This is a genomic window from Agrobacterium sp. SORGH_AS_0440, assembly GCF_031453135.1.
Classification (GTDB): Bacteria; Pseudomonadota; Alphaproteobacteria; order Rhizobiales; family Rhizobiaceae; genus Agrobacterium; species Agrobacterium pusense.
Genome location: NZ_JAVIYR010000002.1, coordinates 60,955 through 75,970, shown reverse-complemented (window position 1 = coordinate 75,970; position 15,016 = coordinate 60,955). Strand labels below are relative to the sequence as shown.

Here is a 15,016-nt window from a genome sequence, read left to right as displayed (position 1 = left end):
CCTCATGCGGCGATGCCGGCCATCATCAGGCCCAGCGTCTGTTCTTCGGCTTCCGCCGTTTTTTCTCCGACGACCCGGCCTGCGAACATGACCATGATCCTGTCCGACAGCGACCGGATTTCATCGAGTTCGACGGAAACCAGCAAAATCGCCTTGCCAGCATCGCGCATTTCGATGATGCGGCGATGAATGAATTCGATCGCGCCGATATCCACGCCGCGTGTCGGCTGGCCGATGATCAGCATCTTGGGGTCACGCTCGATTTCACGGGCGACAACGATCTTCTGCTGGTTGCCGCCGGAAAAGTTGGCGGTCTTCAGCTGCGGGTTTGGCGGGCGGATATCGTATTTCTCGATCTTCTCGACCGCATCCCTGCGAATGGCCTCGGGGTTGAGGAACGGCCCTTTGCCGTAACGTTCGTCGTGATGATAACCAAGGATGGAGTTTTCATATTCCTCGAATTTCAGCACCAGCCCCATGTGATGGCGGTCTTCCGGGATGTGGGCGAGGCCAAGCCTGCGTAAAATTGCGGGATCGGGGCGATCCACCTTCTTTCCGTCCACCCAGATTTCGCCGGAATAGGGCTTTCGGATGCCAGCGATGGCTTCCAGCAGCTCCGACTGGCCGTTGCCTGCGACACCGGCTATACCGACGATTTCACCTGCTCGGACATCCAGCGAAACGTCATCGACCATGGTGACGCCGCGGCTATCCTTGACGGTGAGATTGCGGATCGACAGAAGAACGTCGCCCGGCGTCGTTTCGCCCTTCTCCACCCGCAGCAGCACCCGTCTGCCGACCATCAGTTCGGCCAGCTCCTCGACGCTCGTCTCGGAGGTCTTCCGGGTCGCCACCATCTCGCCACGACGCATGACGGAGACGGAGTCCGTGATCGCCATGATCTCGCGCAGCTTATGGGTGATGAGAATGACTGTCTTGCCCTGATCACGCAACACGCCGAGGATCTTGAACAGGTGATCGGCCTCTGCCGGCGTCAGAACGCCGGTTGGCTCGTCAAGGATCAGGATCTCCGCGCCACGATACATGGCTTTCAGAATTTCGACGCGCTGCTGGAGGCCGACTGGCAATTCCTCGATCACCGCATCGGGATCGACTTCCAGTCCATAATCGTCTTCCAGGCGCTTCAGCTCCCTGCGTGCACCAGCCCGGCCATTGGCCAGCAGCGCACCGCCTTCTGCGCCCAGCATGACATTTTCCAGCACGGTAAAATTTTCGACCAGCATGAAGTGCTGATGCACCATGCCGATACCGGCATTGATGGCGGCCTGACTATCGCGGATCGAAACCGGCGTGCCGTTCACCCGGATTTCACCGGCATCCGCCTGGTAAAAACCGTAGAGGATCGACATCAAAGTCGACTTTCCGGCACCGTTTTCCCCGATGATGCCGTGGATCGTACCCCTGGCAATTGTCAGATTGATGTTCTTGTTGGCGTGTACGGCACCGAATTTCTTGTCGATGCCCACGAGTTCGATTGCAGGGTCCATATTCAAACCGAAACCTCTCCGAAGGCTGGATATGAAAAGGGCGCAAGATGAAAAACATCATGCGCCCCAGCCACATATCATATCATTTCGGGCAGGAATTGTCCGCCATGTAATCATGGACCTTGACGGCGCCGGAGATGATGTCGGCTTTGGCCTTGTCCACGGCAGCAGTCATTTCAGGCGTGATGAGCGCCTTGTTGTTATCGTCGAGCGCGTAGGCAACGCCGTCTTCCTTGACGCCGAGAGCAACGATGCCAGGCGTGAACTTGTCATCCTTGGCGTCCTTATAGGCGTTGTAAACGGCCAGATCGACGCGCTTGACCATCGAGGTCAGAACCGAACCGGGATGCAGGTGGTTCTGGTTGGAATCGACGCCGATCGAGAATTTCTTGTTGTCGGCGGCAGTCTGGAGCACGCCGATACCGGTCGCACCGGCTGCCGCGTAAATCACATCCGCGCCCTGATCGATCTGGTTTTTGGTAAGCTCGCCGCCGCGCACAGGGTCGTTCCAGGCAGCGCCGGTGGTGCCGGTCATGTTCTGGAAGACTTCGATCTTGTCGTTGGCAGCCTTGGCGCCTTGAGCGTAACCACAGGCGAACTTGCGGATCAGCGGAATGTCCATGCCGCCGATAAACCCGACCTTGCCGGTCTTGGAAGCCATGCCGGCCAGCAGACCGACGAGATAAGAACCTTCGTGCTCCTTGTAGACGACCGAGCGGACGTTCGGCAGTTCAACGACGGAATCGACGATGACGAACTTGGTGTCGGGGAACTCGGCGGCAACCTTTTCCATGGCCGACGTCCAGGCGAAGGATACGGCGACGACAGGGTTGAAACCCTTGCTGGCGAAGTTGCGGATGGCCTGTTCGCCCTGCGTGTCGCTGGTCGGTTCGAAGTCGCGGAATTCGATGCCCGTTTCCGCCTTGAACTTTTCAGCGCCGGCCGCAGCGGCCTCGTTGAACGACTTGTCGAACTTGCCGCCCGTGCCATAGACCAGCGCAGGCTTGATATCCGCGGCGAGCGCGGAGGCCGACATTGCGGCAAGCGCAAAAAGCGTCAGAAGGGATTTTTTCATTGTGCAGCCCTGTTGTTGCAATTGATATTTTAAGGGTCCTCCCGCAATCCCGTTTCCCGGGAATGTCTGCGGAACCGCCAGCCGTTATACCGGCTGTGCTTGCCTCATATCCTTGCATGGCTCAATGAAAAATTCATCCGGTTTTTTTGACCCGGTGGAAAAACTTTGATCTGGCGATTTTTTAGTCTTTCCACCGGGCAGAACTGCAAAAAAACTAGTCGATATTACAGCTTACGCCGGTTCCCCTGAGGCCGCAGTAGCCACCCGGGTTCTTGGCAAGATATTGCTGGTGATAGTCCTCAGCATAATAAAACGTTTCAAGCGGGCCGATCTCGGTGGTGATGGCGCCGGCATGGCCAGCCTCTTCCAGAGCCTGCTGAAATGCGTCTCGAGCTTTCTGCGCCTGCTGCAGCTGCCCTTCCGTCGTCGCATAAATGGCGGAACGATAGGTCGTGCCGATGTCGTTGCCCTGCCGCATGCCTTGAGTGGGATCGTGCTCCTCGAAAAATATCTTCAAGAGCGCCCCGAGCGAGATCGTCGCCGGATCGTAGACAACCTTGACCACCTCGGCATGGCCCGTCTGACCCGTCGTCGTTTCCTGATAGGTCGGATTGCGGGTAAAGCCGCCGGCATAACCGACCGCCGTCACCCAAACGCCGGGCGTCTTCCAGAACAACCGCTCCGCGCCCCAGAAGCAACCCATGCCGAGATAGATGGTCTCGGAGCCATCCGGATAAGGCCCCTTCAGAGGTCTGCCGTTGACGAAGTGAAGTTCCGGCACAACGAGAGCCTCTTCACGGCCAGGCAACGCCGTCTCTTCGGTCGGCATCGTCGTTTTTTTAGAAAGCGTATCGAACAGGAACATTCGGTCCTCCATGCGGCCAGTTCCGCCGCTTCTCACGGTTCACATCCGCGGGCGCCAGCCCCGTCAGACCGACAAACGTCTCGTCGCCTTGTATTTTCTGTAACCGGCCATCCAGCAGAGGAGGGACAGAGCGAGGAAAAAGGCAAACGCAGGCAGTGCCGACAGGGCATTTTCTATGAAGCGCCACGCTTCAGGGTGAATATAGTGAGCCAGAGACGCTTCCACCATGGTTCGCGAAGCAGGAAGAAGATAGTTCCAGACTGACAATATGCCGGTGATGGTGACTGATGACGTGGAAACAGAGCGGATCGAATCGAGCACACCCAGAAAAATCGCTGCGGCGAGGAAAAGAAAGCTCAAAAACCGCAAAAAAGCTTTCATTGGGATACCTCGCTCACGGTCTGCCGCTTACGGCAGCCACATTTTGAAACATTTCCTGCATGGATAAAGGCCGGAAAACGCGATTGCAATCGCATCGAAAGGCATGAAATTGCCGACAATTCAAAAAACTGTCAGATTCGTGTTGATCCCTGCGAATTCATCGGTATATATCGCGCCGTTCCAGTGATTTGCATTCTTCATGACATGCAGACTTGAAAAAGGACAGGTGGCCGAGTGGTTTAAGGCGCACGCCTGGAACGCGTGTGTGCGTGAAAGCGTACCGTGGGTTCGAATCCCACCCTGTCCGCCATTTCGCCCACTTCAAACCATTATAGTGGCATCCCGGAAGTCCTTGTGCCTTCGGCGCCGGACGACAGCGCAGCATAGCGTCAAAGTCGCGTTTTTCGGCTTACGCAAGCCTTGATGGCTATGCATCTGCAAAGAAAGAGTTTCCGGCGCTTTTTTGCTGCCTTTCCCCTGCTCTTGCGCCTTGCAGCCGCAAAAATCGCTCCTTATATACGCCGCATAACAGCAGCGAAGGCTGCAAATCCAAGTCAAGGTGCTGTCAAAGGAATGCCTCACGGGGTTCAGACAGCGCGCTTCAAGGAGAGAAGAGCATGGCAAAAGTAATCGGTATCGACCTTGGCACAACCAACTCCTGCGTCGCAGTGATGGATGGCAAGGACACGAAAGTTATTGAAAACGCGGAAGGCGCACGTACCACGCCGTCCATGGTGGCATTTTCCGATGATGGCGAACGCCTTGTCGGCCAGCCGGCCAAGCGCCAGGCGGTCACCAATCCGACTAACACCCTGTTTGCGGTAAAGCGCCTGATCGGCCGCCGTTATGAAGACCCGACCGTCGAGAAGGACAAGGCTCTTGTTCCCTTCGAGATCGTCAAGGGTGACAATGGCGACGCCTGGGTGAAGGCGCAGGACAAGAATTATTCCCCTTCGCAGATTTCCGCGATGATCCTGCAGAAGATGAAGGAAACCGCTGAAGCCTATCTCGGTGAAAAGGTCGAGAAGGCCGTCATCACCGTTCCCGCCTACTTCAACGACGCGCAGCGCCAGGCAACCAAGGATGCCGGCCGCATCGCCGGTCTTGATGTTCTGCGCATCATCAACGAGCCGACCGCGGCAGCACTCGCTTACGGCCTCGACAAGAAGGACGGCAAGACGATCGCCGTTTATGACCTTGGCGGCGGCACCTTCGATATTTCCGTTCTGGAAATCGGCGACGGCGTCTTCGAAGTGAAGTCCACCAACGGCGATACCTTCCTTGGCGGTGAAGACTTCGACATGCGTCTGGTCGAATATCTGGCCGGCGAGTTCAAGAAGGATCAGGGCATCGACCTGAAGAACGACAAGCTCGCTCTGCAGCGCCTCAAGGAAGCAGCCGAAAAGGCGAAGATCGAACTGTCGTCCTCGCAGCAGACCGAAATCAACCTGCCGTTCATCACGGCTGATGCTTCCGGTCCGAAGCACCTGACGCTGAAGCTGACCCGTGCGAAGTTCGAAAGCCTGGTCGACGACCTCGTGCAGCGCACCGTTGCACCTTGCAAGGCAGCGCTCAAGGACGCCGGCGTCTCCGCTTCCGAGATCGATGAAGTCGTTCTCGTCGGCGGCATGAGCCGCATGCCGAAGGTGCAGGAAGTCGTCAAGCAGCTGTTCGGCAAGGAGCCGCATAAGGGCGTGAACCCTGATGAAGTTGTTGCCATGGGCGCGGCCATTCAGGCCGGCGTTCTGCAGGGCGACGTCAAGGACGTTCTGCTGCTCGACGTGACCCCGCTGTCGCTCGGCATCGAAACGCTGGGTGGCGTCTTCACGCGTCTGATCGATCGCAACACGACGATCCCGACGAAGAAGAGCCAGACCTTCTCGACCGCCGAAGACAACCAGTCGGCCGTGACCATCCGCGTCTCGCAGGGTGAGCGCGAAATGGCGCAGGACAACAAGCTGCTTGGTCAGTTCGACCTCGTTGGCCTGCCGCCGGCACCGCGTGGTGTTCCGCAGATCGAAGTTACCTTCGATATCGACGCCAACGGTATCGTGCAGGTTTCGGCCAAGGACAAGGGCACCGGCAAGGAACAGCAGATCCGCATCCAGGCCTCCGGTGGCCTTTCTGACGCCGACATCGAAAAGATGGTCAAGGACGCCGAAGCCAATGCTGAGGCCGACAAGAAGCGTCGTGCGGGCGTGGAAGCCAAGAACCAGGCTGAAAGCCTCATCCATTCTACCGAGAAGTCGGTGAAGGAATATGGTGACAAGGTTTCCGAAACCGACCGCAAGGCGATCGAAGACGCCATTGCCACCCTGAAGACCGCGGTTGAGGCTTCCGAGCCTGACGCCGACGACATCCAGGCGAAGACCCAGACCCTCATGGAAGTCTCCATGAAGCTCGGTCAGGCCATCTATGAAGCGCAGCAGGCCGAGGCCGGCGATGCTTCTGAAGGCGGCAAGGATGACGTTGTCGACGCCGACTACGAAGAAATCAAGGACGACAAGAAGTCCGCATAATCGCGCGACTTTCCGTCTCCTGACAATTTATGCAAGACATCCGGCTGCCGCGTGCAGCCGGAAATCCATTTGCGGGGCTTGTTAACTGAATGGCGAAAGCAGACTTTTACGAAACACTCGGCGTCAGCAAGACTGCGGACGAAAAAGAGCTGAAAAGCGCCTTCCGCAAACTCGCGATGAAGTACCATCCGGACAAAAACCCTGATGATGCCGATTCCGAACGGAAATTCAAAGAAATCAACGAAGCATACGAAACGTTGAAGGATCCGCAGAAGCGCGCGGCCTACGATCGTTTCGGCCATGCGGCCTTTGAAAATGGCGGCATGGGCGGCGGTGGCGGCTTTGGCGGCGGCGGTTTCGCCAATGGCGGCTTCTCGGATATTTTCGAAGACATCTTCGGCGAGATGATGGGCGGCGGTCGCGCGCGCCGGTCTTCCGGCGGTCGCGAACGCGGTGCCGATCTTCGCTACAACATGGAAATCACGCTGGAAGAAGCCTTCACCGGCAAGACGGCGCAGATCAGGGTTCCGACCTCGATCACCTGCGACGTCTGTTCCGGCTCGGGCGCCAAGCCCGGCACGCAGCCGAAGACATGCGCCACCTGCCAGGGTTCAGGCCGCGTGCGCGCCGCGCAGGGCTTCTTCTCGGTGGAGCGCACCTGCCCCACCTGCCATGGCCGTGGACAGACGATCTCCGACCCCTGCGGCAAGTGCCATGGTCAGGGCCGCGTAACGGAAGAGCGCTCGCTCTCGGTCAACATTCCCTCGGGCATCGAGGATGGCACACGCATTCGCCTGCAGGGCGAAGGCGAAGCCGGCATGCGTGGCGGTCCGGCGGGCGATCTCTACATCTTCCTGTCCGTGCGTCCGCATGAGTTCTTCCAGCGTGATGGAGCCGATCTCTATTGCACCGTGCCGATCTCGATGACGACGGCAGCGCTTGGCGGCACCTTCGATGTCACGACGCTCGATGGCACGAAGTCGCGCGTCACGGTTCCGGAAGGCACCCAACCGGGCAAGCAGTTCCGTCTGAAGGGCAAGGGCATGCCGGTGCTGCGTTCGGCGCAGACGGGCGATCTCTATATCCAGATTCAGATCGAGACGCCGCAGAAACTCAGCAAGCGACAGCGCGAGCTGCTGCAGGAGTTCGAGCAGCTGTCTTCCAAGGAGAATAATCCGGAATCGACGGGCTTCTTCGCCCGGATGAAGGAATTCTTCGACGGCTGAGTGCCGCCGTTCTTCACCATCAGAAACGCCGCCATCCCTTGGACTGGCGGCGTTTTCTTTTTGGGGTCAGCCTGAAAAGCCGCCCTCTTCCAGATATCGCCGCTCCTCCGGTGTCGTTTCCCGCAACAATATCTTGTTACGATGCGGAAAGCGGCCGAAACGTTCGATGATCTCGCGATGTTCTTCGGCGTGATGCAGATAAAGCCCGCCGAGCGGCCGATTGAGACGGCACGCCCGGTGCTGCGCCTCCAGATCTTCTGCGTGAGAAAACGGTAGATAGAAGAAGACCCGCAGATCCTCACTCACTGCCTGATCATGTCCGCGCCGGACGGCTTCATCGGCCAAAAGCCGCGCCAGAGGATCGGTCGCATACATGTGGGCCGTGTCGCGAAAGCAGTTGCGCGGAAACTGATCCAGCAGCAGCATCAAGGCGAGGCTGCTTTCTGCACCCTCCAGCCAGCCATCCAGTTCCCGCCTTGCGGCAGCGAAATGAGCGTCACGGAACCGGTCGTGAAAGTGACTGTCGAAGGCGGCGTCCTTGTCGAACCATTTTTCCGGGCCAGCCTTCTTCCAGAAATCGACGATTTCTTCAGCGAGCTTGGCTGTGTCGTTTTTCATGCTGTTCTCCCGTCAGTAATGCGGTGGCCTTGTGATGGCGGGCGCGTCCAATGACTGCTCCTCAAGACTCAGGAACCGCTCCGTCAGGCGATCAAGCTTGGCGCGGGTCTGTTCAACAACCTTCCACTGCTCCGCCAGCTGGTCCGACAGTTCCTCTATCACCTTCACCTGATGCGCGACCGTTTCCTCGAGCGCGATGATCCGTTCTTCGGTTTCCGACGTCATGGTGACCTCTCTTTCCAGCCCTTCCTTGGGCCTAAAGGCTCGCGAGTCAACTATATGTCGCTTTCGTGAAGCGAATTCGGCATGGCGGAAACAGAGACAGAAAAGCCGGCGATGGAGACATCGCCGGCCTTTTGAGTTTATCGCATTCTCAGTCTTCTTCTACGAAAACCTCTTCGCGCTTCTTTTTCACGCTGGGGAGGAAGACGATGATCAGCACGGCGAGCGCAATGAAAAGCAGGGTGGCGCTGATCGGCCGGGTCACGAAGGTCGACGGATCGCCACGCGACAGGATCATGGCGCGCCGCAGGTTCTCCTCCAGCAGCGGACCGAGCACGAAGCCGAGCAGCAAAGGGGCAGGTTCGCAGCGCAGTTTCACCAGCACGTAACCGATGAAGCCGAAGAAGGCGACGGCATAGAGATCGAAGACGTTTGAATTGACGCTGTAGACCCCGATGGCGCAGAAGGCCATGATGATCGGGAAGAGCACGTAGTAGGGCACCGTCAGCAGCTTCACCCACAGCCCGATCAGCGGCAGGTTGAGGATGACGAGCATCAGATTGCCGATCCACATGGAGGCGATGATGCCCCAGAACAGCGCTGGCTGTTCGGTCGCCACATTCGGACCGGGAACGATGCCCTGAATGATCATCGCGCCGATCATCAGCGCCATCACCGGATTGGCCGGAATGCCGAGCGTGAGCAGCGGAATAAACGACGTCTGGGCGCCGGCATTGTTGGCCGATTCCGGACCGGCCACACCGGCGACCGCACCATGACCGAATTCTTCCGGGTTCTTGGAGACACGTTTCTCCACGGTGTAGGAGGCAAAGGCGGCAAGGATCGCCCCGCCACCCGGCAGGATGCCGAGAGCCGAACCAATGGCCGTGCCGCGCAGAACCGGCCCTACCATTCGCTTGAAATCATCCTTGGTCGGCATCAAGCCGCTAACCTTGGCGATCAGCACCGAACGGGTCCGCTCGTTTTCGAGGTTGCGCAGGATTTCGGCGATACCGAAGACACCCACAGCCACAGCCACGAAATTCAGGCCATCGGCATATTCGCGGATACCGAGGGTGAAGCGCGGCGTGCCGCTATAGATATCCGTTCCGACGAGACCGAGCAGCAGGCCAAGCACGACCATGGCCAACGCCTTGACGATGGAGCCATGGGCGAGCGCGATGGAAGACACAAGGCCGACGACCATCAGCGAGAAATATTCCGCCGCGCCGAATTCCAGCGCGATTGCCGTGAGCGGCGGCGCGAAGATTGCGACGAGGAAGGTTGACACCGTGCCGGCGAAGAACGATCCGATGGCGGCGATGGCAAGCGCTGCACCCGCCTTGCCCTTGCGTGCCATCTGGTAACCATCGATGGCGGTGACGGCAGAGGACGATTCGCCGGGCATATTGATCAGGATCGCCGTGGTCGATCCACCATATTGCGCACCGTAATAGATGCCGGCGAGCATGATCAGCGACGAGACGGGCTCAAGCTGGAAGGTGATCGGCAGCAACATGGCGATCGTCGCCGTCGCGCCGATGCCGGGCAGAACGCCGATGAGGGTGCCAAGCAGCACGCCGATCAGGCAGAAAAAGAGGTTTGCCAGCGACGAGGCGGTGACGAAACCGAGCGCAAGATTATCGAGCAAATCCATCGCTATACCTCAGAAGTTGAGCCAGGGGCCGAAGCGCTGGAAAGGCAGGCCAAGACCATAATTGAAAACAGCGACGGAGAAGACAGTGATAGCCGCGGAAAGAACGACCGCCATCAACGGGCTCATCTTGTGTGAGGCGAAGGACGCAATGAGCGCGCTGAAAAACAGCGCCGGCACAAAACCCAGGCCCCGAACAGTGAAACCGAAAAAGATCGGTGCAGGCAGGATGAAAAATATGCCGCGCCAGGCGATTGCGCCGATGCCCTCGCCAGCCGGCCGGGTTGCGCGCAGGAATATGACGCCGCCAAGCAGGATCAGGATGATCGCGAGTACCAGCGGGAAGTAGCCCGGCCCCATACGGAAGGCGGTTCCGATTTCCAGACCATAGGACTGCAAGGCAAAAAAAACGCCAAGCCCCATAAAAATTGCCCCGCAGACTGCTTCGGCAGGGTCATTAAATAACGACTTCATGAAAGATGCCCCTCCACGGCGGCCGACATTCAGCCGGTTCGCCTGTTAAAGTTGATCACGGTCGACCGGCGGCAGGAAACCGCCGGTCTTTCCGCGTTCATCAGTCGGCATATTGGCCGGCAGCCTCAATCACCGGCTTCCAGCGGGCGATTTCGCTTTCAAGCTTGGCCTTCAGCGCCGCCGGTGTCGCATCGCTTTCCGGCGACGGCGTAGTGCCGAGTTCGGCAAAACGCGCCGCGACATTCTTGTCCTTCAGCGCGACCTGCAGCGACTTGGAGAGCTTTTCGTTGATTTCCGCAGGCGTGCCCTTCGGCGTGTAGATGCCGTGCCAGATGCCGACTTCGAGTTTGGGCAAGCCAGCTTCGGCAACTGTCGGCACGTCCTTCAGCACATCCAGCCGCTTCGGCGAGGTTACGGCGTAAGCCTTCACAGTGCCGCCCTGGATTTGCTTGGTGGTGTTGGTGGTCTGGTCGCACATGATGTCGACCTGGCCACCGAGCAGGTCGGTCATGGCAGGACCGGTGCCCTTGTAGGGAACGGTAACGAGCGGCGTCTCGATGGCGCTCATGAACAGCATGCCGCACAGATGAGAGGCCGCGCCGATGCCGGCATTGGCAACGGTGACCTTGTCCTTGTTCGCCTTGGCGTAATCGATCAGCCCCTTGAGGTCCGTGGTCTCAAGGTTCTTGCGCGACAGGATGGTCATCGGTACTTCCGTGACCAGACCAACATATTCGAAAGCACTGGTCGTGTCGTAAGCGAGCTTTCGATAGAGCGTGGCGCTGGTCGCCATGCCGATGTGGTGGAGAAGGATGGTGTAACCATCGGGATCTGCCGAGGCAACGCGGCCGGCGCCAAGCGTGCCGCCGGCGCCGCCGACATTTTCCACGATGATCTGCTGGCCGAGATCCTTCGACATGGATTCAGCCACAAGACGCGCCACCGTGTCCGTCGGGCCACCGGCCGAGAAAGGCACGACCATGGTGATGTTACGCTCGGGATAGGTCTGAGCGGATGCGGACAGCGCGAAAAGGGAAACGGCAGCGGCGGCAGCAAGGCCGGAAACTGTCTTCAGTATTTTCATCGATTCCTCCCGGATGAAAATGATCGCCACTTCAGCCGCGCATGCTCCTCCATGGCGGCCGGGGTGACGATATTTGCGATCCCGAAGTGACATTCAGCAACGGCACTGTTGCGATGAAACGCAGTTTTATCCGTGTAACCAAAGATAATGGGTGGATTTCAACCCATGACGGCCTAAAGATGGGTGGAAATCCACCCATCACATCTCGGTCATATGCCGGTGAAGCTCGTATTTCTGCATCTTCTCGTAAAGGGTTTTGCGGGAGATGCCGAGGTTCTCATAAACGGATTTCAGATTTCCCCCATGGGCTGCGATGGCCTGCGCAATCAGGCTTTTTTCATATGCCGCGACCCTCGGGGCGAGAGCCGACCTGCCATCATCCTGAAACGCCGGCGACGCATCGGACACGTCGGTTTCCAGGCCCAGCGCGAAGCGGTCCGCAGCGTTGCGCAATTCCCGGACGTTGCCCGGCCATTCCCTGAGCGAAACAGCGGAGAGCAGGTGCTGCGGCACCTCCATATCCTCCCGCCCGTAGCGGGCGGCAGCTTCTCGTACCAGATGGAGGAAGAGCAGCGGAATATCCGGGCTGCGCTGCGAGAGCGACGGCACGAGAATTGTCGCGACGTTGAGGCGGTAAAGAAGGTCGGCGCGAAAACGGCCAGCCGCAACTTCCTGTTCCAGATCTACCTTGCTGGTGGCAATGAAGCGCACGTCGAGTTCGACCGTTTCATTCGAGCCGAGACGGGTAATCACTCTTTCCTGCAGCACGCGAAGCAATCGGCCCTGCAGTTCGAAAGGCATAGAGCCGATTTCATCCAGCAGGATGGTGCCGCCGCGCGCGTGTTCGAACTTGCCATAACGTGGGCGCAGCGCGCCCGGAAAGGCGCCGGCCTCGTGACCAAACAACTCGCTCTCAATCAATGTCTGCGGAAGCGCCGCACAGTTGATCGCGACAAAGGGCCGGTTGGCTCTGCTGCTGATATCGTGCAATGCCCGCGCGACCACCTCCTTGCCTGCGCCTGTATCGCCGACGATTAATGTATCGGCATCCGTCGCACCGATGGCGCGAATGCGGTACCGCAGATCGACCATCACCTGGGTTCTGCCCGGCAGGCGCGTTTCGAGATCGTCATGCTTGCCCGCCACCGCCTTGAGACGGCGATTTTCCAGCACCAGCGCCCGCCGGTCATTGGCCCGCTTGATGATGCCCGCGAGATATTGCGGTGTGAACGGCTTCTCGATGAAATCATAGGCGCCATTGCGCATGGCGTTGACCGCCAGCTGAACATCCCCGTGACCCGTCATCAGAATCACAGGTATTTCCGCATCGAGCTCCCTCACCTTCTGCAGCAGTGTCATGCCGTCCATGCCGGGCATGCGGATGTCGCTGACCACGACACCATCAAAACTGTAGCCGATGAGTTCGAGCGCGTGTTCGGCGCTCGCCAGCATGGTAACGGCAAAACCGGAAAGCTCCAGCGCCTGGGCAGTGGAGAAGCGCAGTTCCTCTTCGTCATCGATCAGCAAAACCCGCGACATGGTCATTCCGCAGCCGCCTCCATGCGCCAGGCGGCGGCGGGCAATTCGATCTCGAATTCCGCGCCCCCTTCCTCATGATTTCTCACCCGCAACTGGCCGCCAAAATCCTTGATGATGTTATAGGAGATGGAAAGCCCGAGGCCGAGGCCACGCCCCACACCCTTGGTGGTGAAAAACGGATCGAAGATGCGATCCGAAATTGCCGGCGGAACGCCTGGTCCCCGGTCGCGGATGAAGACGGAAACCGTCTGGCCGTGCTGTACGGCCTCGAGCGCGATGCGCCGATCCTCGCGCCCCTCCACGGCGTCCGCCGCGTTGGAAATGATGTTGACGAGCACCTGCTGCAGCCGCACCGGACCAGCTTTCACCGCAAGTGACACCGGGCCGAGATTGACATCCAGCACCGCATTGGCGGCCTTCAACCGGGCACCGACGATTTCAAGCGTGTCGCGAAGCACGGTTTCCAGGCTGACCGCAGTCATTTTTTCGTTCGGCTTTCGGGCGAAATTCCTGAGGTGCCTGCTGATCGAGGCCATGCGATCGATCAGCCCCGATATGCGCCTGAGGTTTTCCCTGACCTCGTCCAGCCGCCCGCGCTCTACAAGAAGCGACGCGTTTTCGGCATAATTCTTGGCTGCGGCAAGCGGCTGGTTGATTTCATGCGACAAGGCTGCCGACATCTGTCCGAGCGCCGCAAGCTTGCCCGCCTGCACCAGATCATTCTGCATCTTGCGTAATTGTTTTTCCGTCTGGCGGCGCTCGGCGATTTCGTGTTCGATCTCCTCGTTCACACGCGCCAGATCGGCAGTGCGTTCCTCGACCCGACGTTCCAGCTCCGCCTGGGCTTCTGCCTGATGGGTCAGCCGTTCACGCAGCCGTCGCCGTCTCTGCAGCATCGCCGCGATCAGCGCGGCTGCCAGACACAGGCACAGGATGATCGCGATCATTGCCGTCTTCACCTGTGTCCGCAATGAACCGGTATCCATCAGCACGCTGACGGTCCATCCTGCATCCGCCATCGGCTGAGACAGGACCATATATTCCCTGTCCCCCTCGTTCTGGGTAATCGTCATCAGCTGATGCGAGCCGAAACTGCCGTGTTTCAGCGGCAGTTCCTTCAGTGTGGCATTGGCGTAACGGCGTGAGGCCTCGGTACGCGCCAGTCTCTCGGGCGTCAGCGGCATCAGGCCGGAATAAAGCCATTGCGGTGTGCCGGTCATGAAAATGATGCCTTCGGGATCCGACACAAGAATACGGTTTTCGCCATCGCCGAAGGAGGCCTCTATGCCTTCGATGTCGACCTTGAAGACGATGACGCCCTTTATTTCCGCATTGAAGAGAATAGGCGCGGAGAAATAATATCCGCGCTTGTGCGAGGTCGTGCCGAGCGCGAAGAACCGCGACTGCAGGCCCTTCGCCGCATCCTGAAAATAGGGACGGTAGCTGAAATTCTCACCGACGAAGCTTGTCGGACCATCATAGTTGCTGGCCGCGATTGTCTCGCCATCCAGCGTAATGATGTAGATATCGGAGGATTCCAGCAGGGTGTTGATGGATTTGAGGTAAACATTGGCGCGCTGTCGCAGGGCTTCATCCTTGGGATGTGCGACCAGCTCCTCAATGTCATCATGATCTGCAATCAAGGCAGGCAGCGGCTCGTAACGATTCAACAGCCCGCCAAGGGCGGAGACGGCAAGCCGGAGCGTCGTGCGCCCCTGCTCGGACATTTCACCGAAATAGCTTTCTGCAATGACGCCGCTTCCTTTTGTCACGGCGCCGTAACCGAGGCCAAGACCGAGCATCATCAGCAAAATCCAGCGATATTTCACCGAAACTCCCCTCACGCGGCAG

General features: G+C 58.8%; 13 protein-coding genes and 1 tRNA gene. 3 read left to right on the top strand and 11 right to left on the bottom strand.

Translation table 11 applies throughout. The features are described from left to right. Positions 1-2: 2 nt before the first annotated feature. The 4 genes from QE453_RS09590 to QE453_RS09575 all read right to left on the bottom strand — a co-directional run bounded on the left by QE453_RS09590 (position 3) and on the right by QE453_RS09575 (position 3,829). Positions 3-1,508 carry an ABC transporter ATP-binding protein gene (locus QE453_RS09590; protein WP_034496172.1) on the bottom strand — a complete coding sequence of 502 codons (1,506 nt, stop codon included), beginning with the start codon at positions 1,506-1,508 and terminating at the stop codon, positions 3-5. A gap of 82 nt (positions 1,509-1,590) precedes the next feature. Next, positions 1,591-2,583, bottom strand: coding sequence for a BMP family protein (locus QE453_RS09585; RefSeq protein ID WP_004439166.1), 993 nt, complete (start codon positions 2,581-2,583; stop codon positions 1,591-1,593). A gap of 214 nt (positions 2,584-2,797) precedes the next feature. After that, the gene (gene msrA, locus QE453_RS09580; RefSeq protein ID WP_309778115.1) at positions 2,798-3,448 is read right to left on the bottom strand and encodes a peptide-methionine (S)-S-oxide reductase MsrA; all 651 of its coding nucleotides are present in this window, start codon (positions 3,446-3,448) and stop codon (positions 2,798-2,800) included. A 63-nt stretch (positions 3,449-3,511) separates the two neighbouring features. After that, positions 3,512-3,829 carry a hypothetical protein gene (locus QE453_RS09575; RefSeq protein WP_004439161.1) on the bottom strand — a complete coding sequence of 106 codons (318 nt, stop codon included), beginning with the start codon at positions 3,827-3,829 and terminating at the stop codon, positions 3,512-3,514. A gap of 220 nt (positions 3,830-4,049) precedes the next feature. Here QE453_RS09575 and QE453_RS09570 point away from each other — a divergent pair. The 3 genes from QE453_RS09570 (at position 4,050) to dnaJ (ending at position 7,574) form a co-directional block, all read left to right on the top strand. Continuing rightward, a tRNA-Ser gene (locus tag QE453_RS09570) sits at positions 4,050-4,139 on the top strand. Between the two features lie 307 nt (positions 4,140-4,446). Next, positions 4,447-6,348 carry a molecular chaperone DnaK gene (gene dnaK, locus QE453_RS09565; RefSeq protein ID WP_004439158.1) on the top strand — a complete coding sequence of 634 codons (1,902 nt, stop codon included), beginning with the start codon at positions 4,447-4,449 and terminating at the stop codon, positions 6,346-6,348. 89 nt (positions 6,349-6,437) lie between these two features. Then, a complete protein-coding gene (gene dnaJ / locus QE453_RS09560; RefSeq protein WP_004439156.1) occupies positions 6,438-7,574 on the top strand; it encodes a molecular chaperone DnaJ in 1,137 nt (378 codons plus the stop codon). Positions 7,575-7,640: 66 nt separating this feature from the next. On the opposite strand, the gene QE453_RS09555 is transcribed toward dnaJ, so the two are convergent. The 7 genes from QE453_RS09555 to QE453_RS09525 form a co-directional block, all read right to left on the bottom strand. After that, on the bottom strand, positions 7,641-8,192 hold the full coding sequence (locus QE453_RS09555; RefSeq protein WP_244405428.1) for a DUF924 family protein: 552 nt from the start codon (positions 8,190-8,192) through the stop codon (positions 7,641-7,643). A gap of 12 nt (positions 8,193-8,204) precedes the next feature. Next, the gene (locus tag QE453_RS09550; RefSeq protein ID WP_006699817.1) at positions 8,205-8,417 is read right to left on the bottom strand and encodes a SlyX family protein; all 213 of its coding nucleotides are present in this window, start codon (positions 8,415-8,417) and stop codon (positions 8,205-8,207) included. 148 nt (positions 8,418-8,565) lie between these two features. Next, positions 8,566-10,071 (bottom strand): tripartite tricarboxylate transporter permease, encoded by a 1,506-nt coding sequence (locus QE453_RS09545; protein ID WP_004439149.1) that lies wholly within the window; start codon positions 10,069-10,071, stop codon positions 8,566-8,568. A gap of 9 nt (positions 10,072-10,080) precedes the next feature. After that, positions 10,081-10,542: a tripartite tricarboxylate transporter TctB family protein gene (locus tag QE453_RS09540; protein ID WP_004439147.1), complete on the bottom strand. Its 462-nt coding sequence runs from the start codon at positions 10,540-10,542 to the stop codon at positions 10,081-10,083. 100 nt (positions 10,543-10,642) lie between these two features. Next, the gene (locus QE453_RS09535; RefSeq protein WP_004439144.1) at positions 10,643-11,626 is read right to left on the bottom strand and encodes a tripartite tricarboxylate transporter substrate-binding protein; all 984 of its coding nucleotides are present in this window, start codon (positions 11,624-11,626) and stop codon (positions 10,643-10,645) included. Between the two features lie 198 nt (positions 11,627-11,824). Beyond that, positions 11,825-13,171, bottom strand: coding sequence for a sigma-54 dependent transcriptional regulator (locus QE453_RS09530; protein ID WP_244405430.1), 1,347 nt, complete (start codon positions 13,169-13,171; stop codon positions 11,825-11,827). Further along, a complete protein-coding gene (locus QE453_RS09525; RefSeq protein ID WP_404977889.1) occupies positions 13,168-14,994 on the bottom strand; it encodes an ATP-binding protein in 1,827 nt (608 codons plus the stop codon). The genes QE453_RS09530 and QE453_RS09525 overlap by 4 nt, the downstream gene beginning before the upstream one ends. Between the last annotated feature and the right edge of the window lie 22 nt (positions 14,995-15,016).

Coding starts and splice junctions, on each gene's coding strand:
- QE453_RS09585 (WP_004439166.1), bottom strand. CDS start 2,583: ATGAAAAAATCCCTTCTGACGCTTTTTGCGCTTGCCGCAATGTCGGCC.
- QE453_RS09590 (WP_034496172.1), bottom strand. CDS start 1,508: ATGGACCCTGCAATCGAACTCGTGGGCATCGACAAGAAATTCGGTGCC.
- QE453_RS09535 (WP_004439144.1), bottom strand. CDS start 11,626: ATGAAAATACTGAAGACAGTTTCCGGCCTTGCTGCCGCCGCTGCCGTT.
- QE453_RS09545 (WP_004439149.1), bottom strand. CDS start 10,071: ATGGATTTGCTCGATAATCTTGCGCTCGGTTTCGTCACCGCCTCGTCG.
- msrA (WP_309778115.1), bottom strand. CDS start 3,448: ATGTTCCTGTTCGATACGCTTTCTAAAAAAACGACGATGCCGACCGAA.
- QE453_RS09555 (WP_244405428.1), bottom strand. CDS start 8,192: ATGAAAAACGACACAGCCAAGCTCGCTGAAGAAATCGTCGATTTCTGG.
- dnaK (WP_004439158.1), top strand. CDS start 4,447: ATGGCAAAAGTAATCGGTATCGACCTTGGCACAACCAACTCCTGCGTC.
- QE453_RS09575 (WP_004439161.1), bottom strand. CDS start 3,829: ATGAAAGCTTTTTTGCGGTTTTTGAGCTTTCTTTTCCTCGCCGCAGCG.
- QE453_RS09550 (WP_006699817.1), bottom strand. CDS start 8,417: ATGACGTCGGAAACCGAAGAACGGATCATCGCGCTCGAGGAAACGGTC.
- dnaJ (WP_004439156.1), top strand. CDS start 6,438: ATGGCGAAAGCAGACTTTTACGAAACACTCGGCGTCAGCAAGACTGCG.
- QE453_RS09530 (WP_244405430.1), bottom strand. CDS start 13,171: ATGACCATGTCGCGGGTTTTGCTGATCGATGACGAAGAGGAACTGCGC.
- QE453_RS09540 (WP_004439147.1), bottom strand. CDS start 10,542: ATGAAGTCGTTATTTAATGACCCTGCCGAAGCAGTCTGCGGGGCAATT.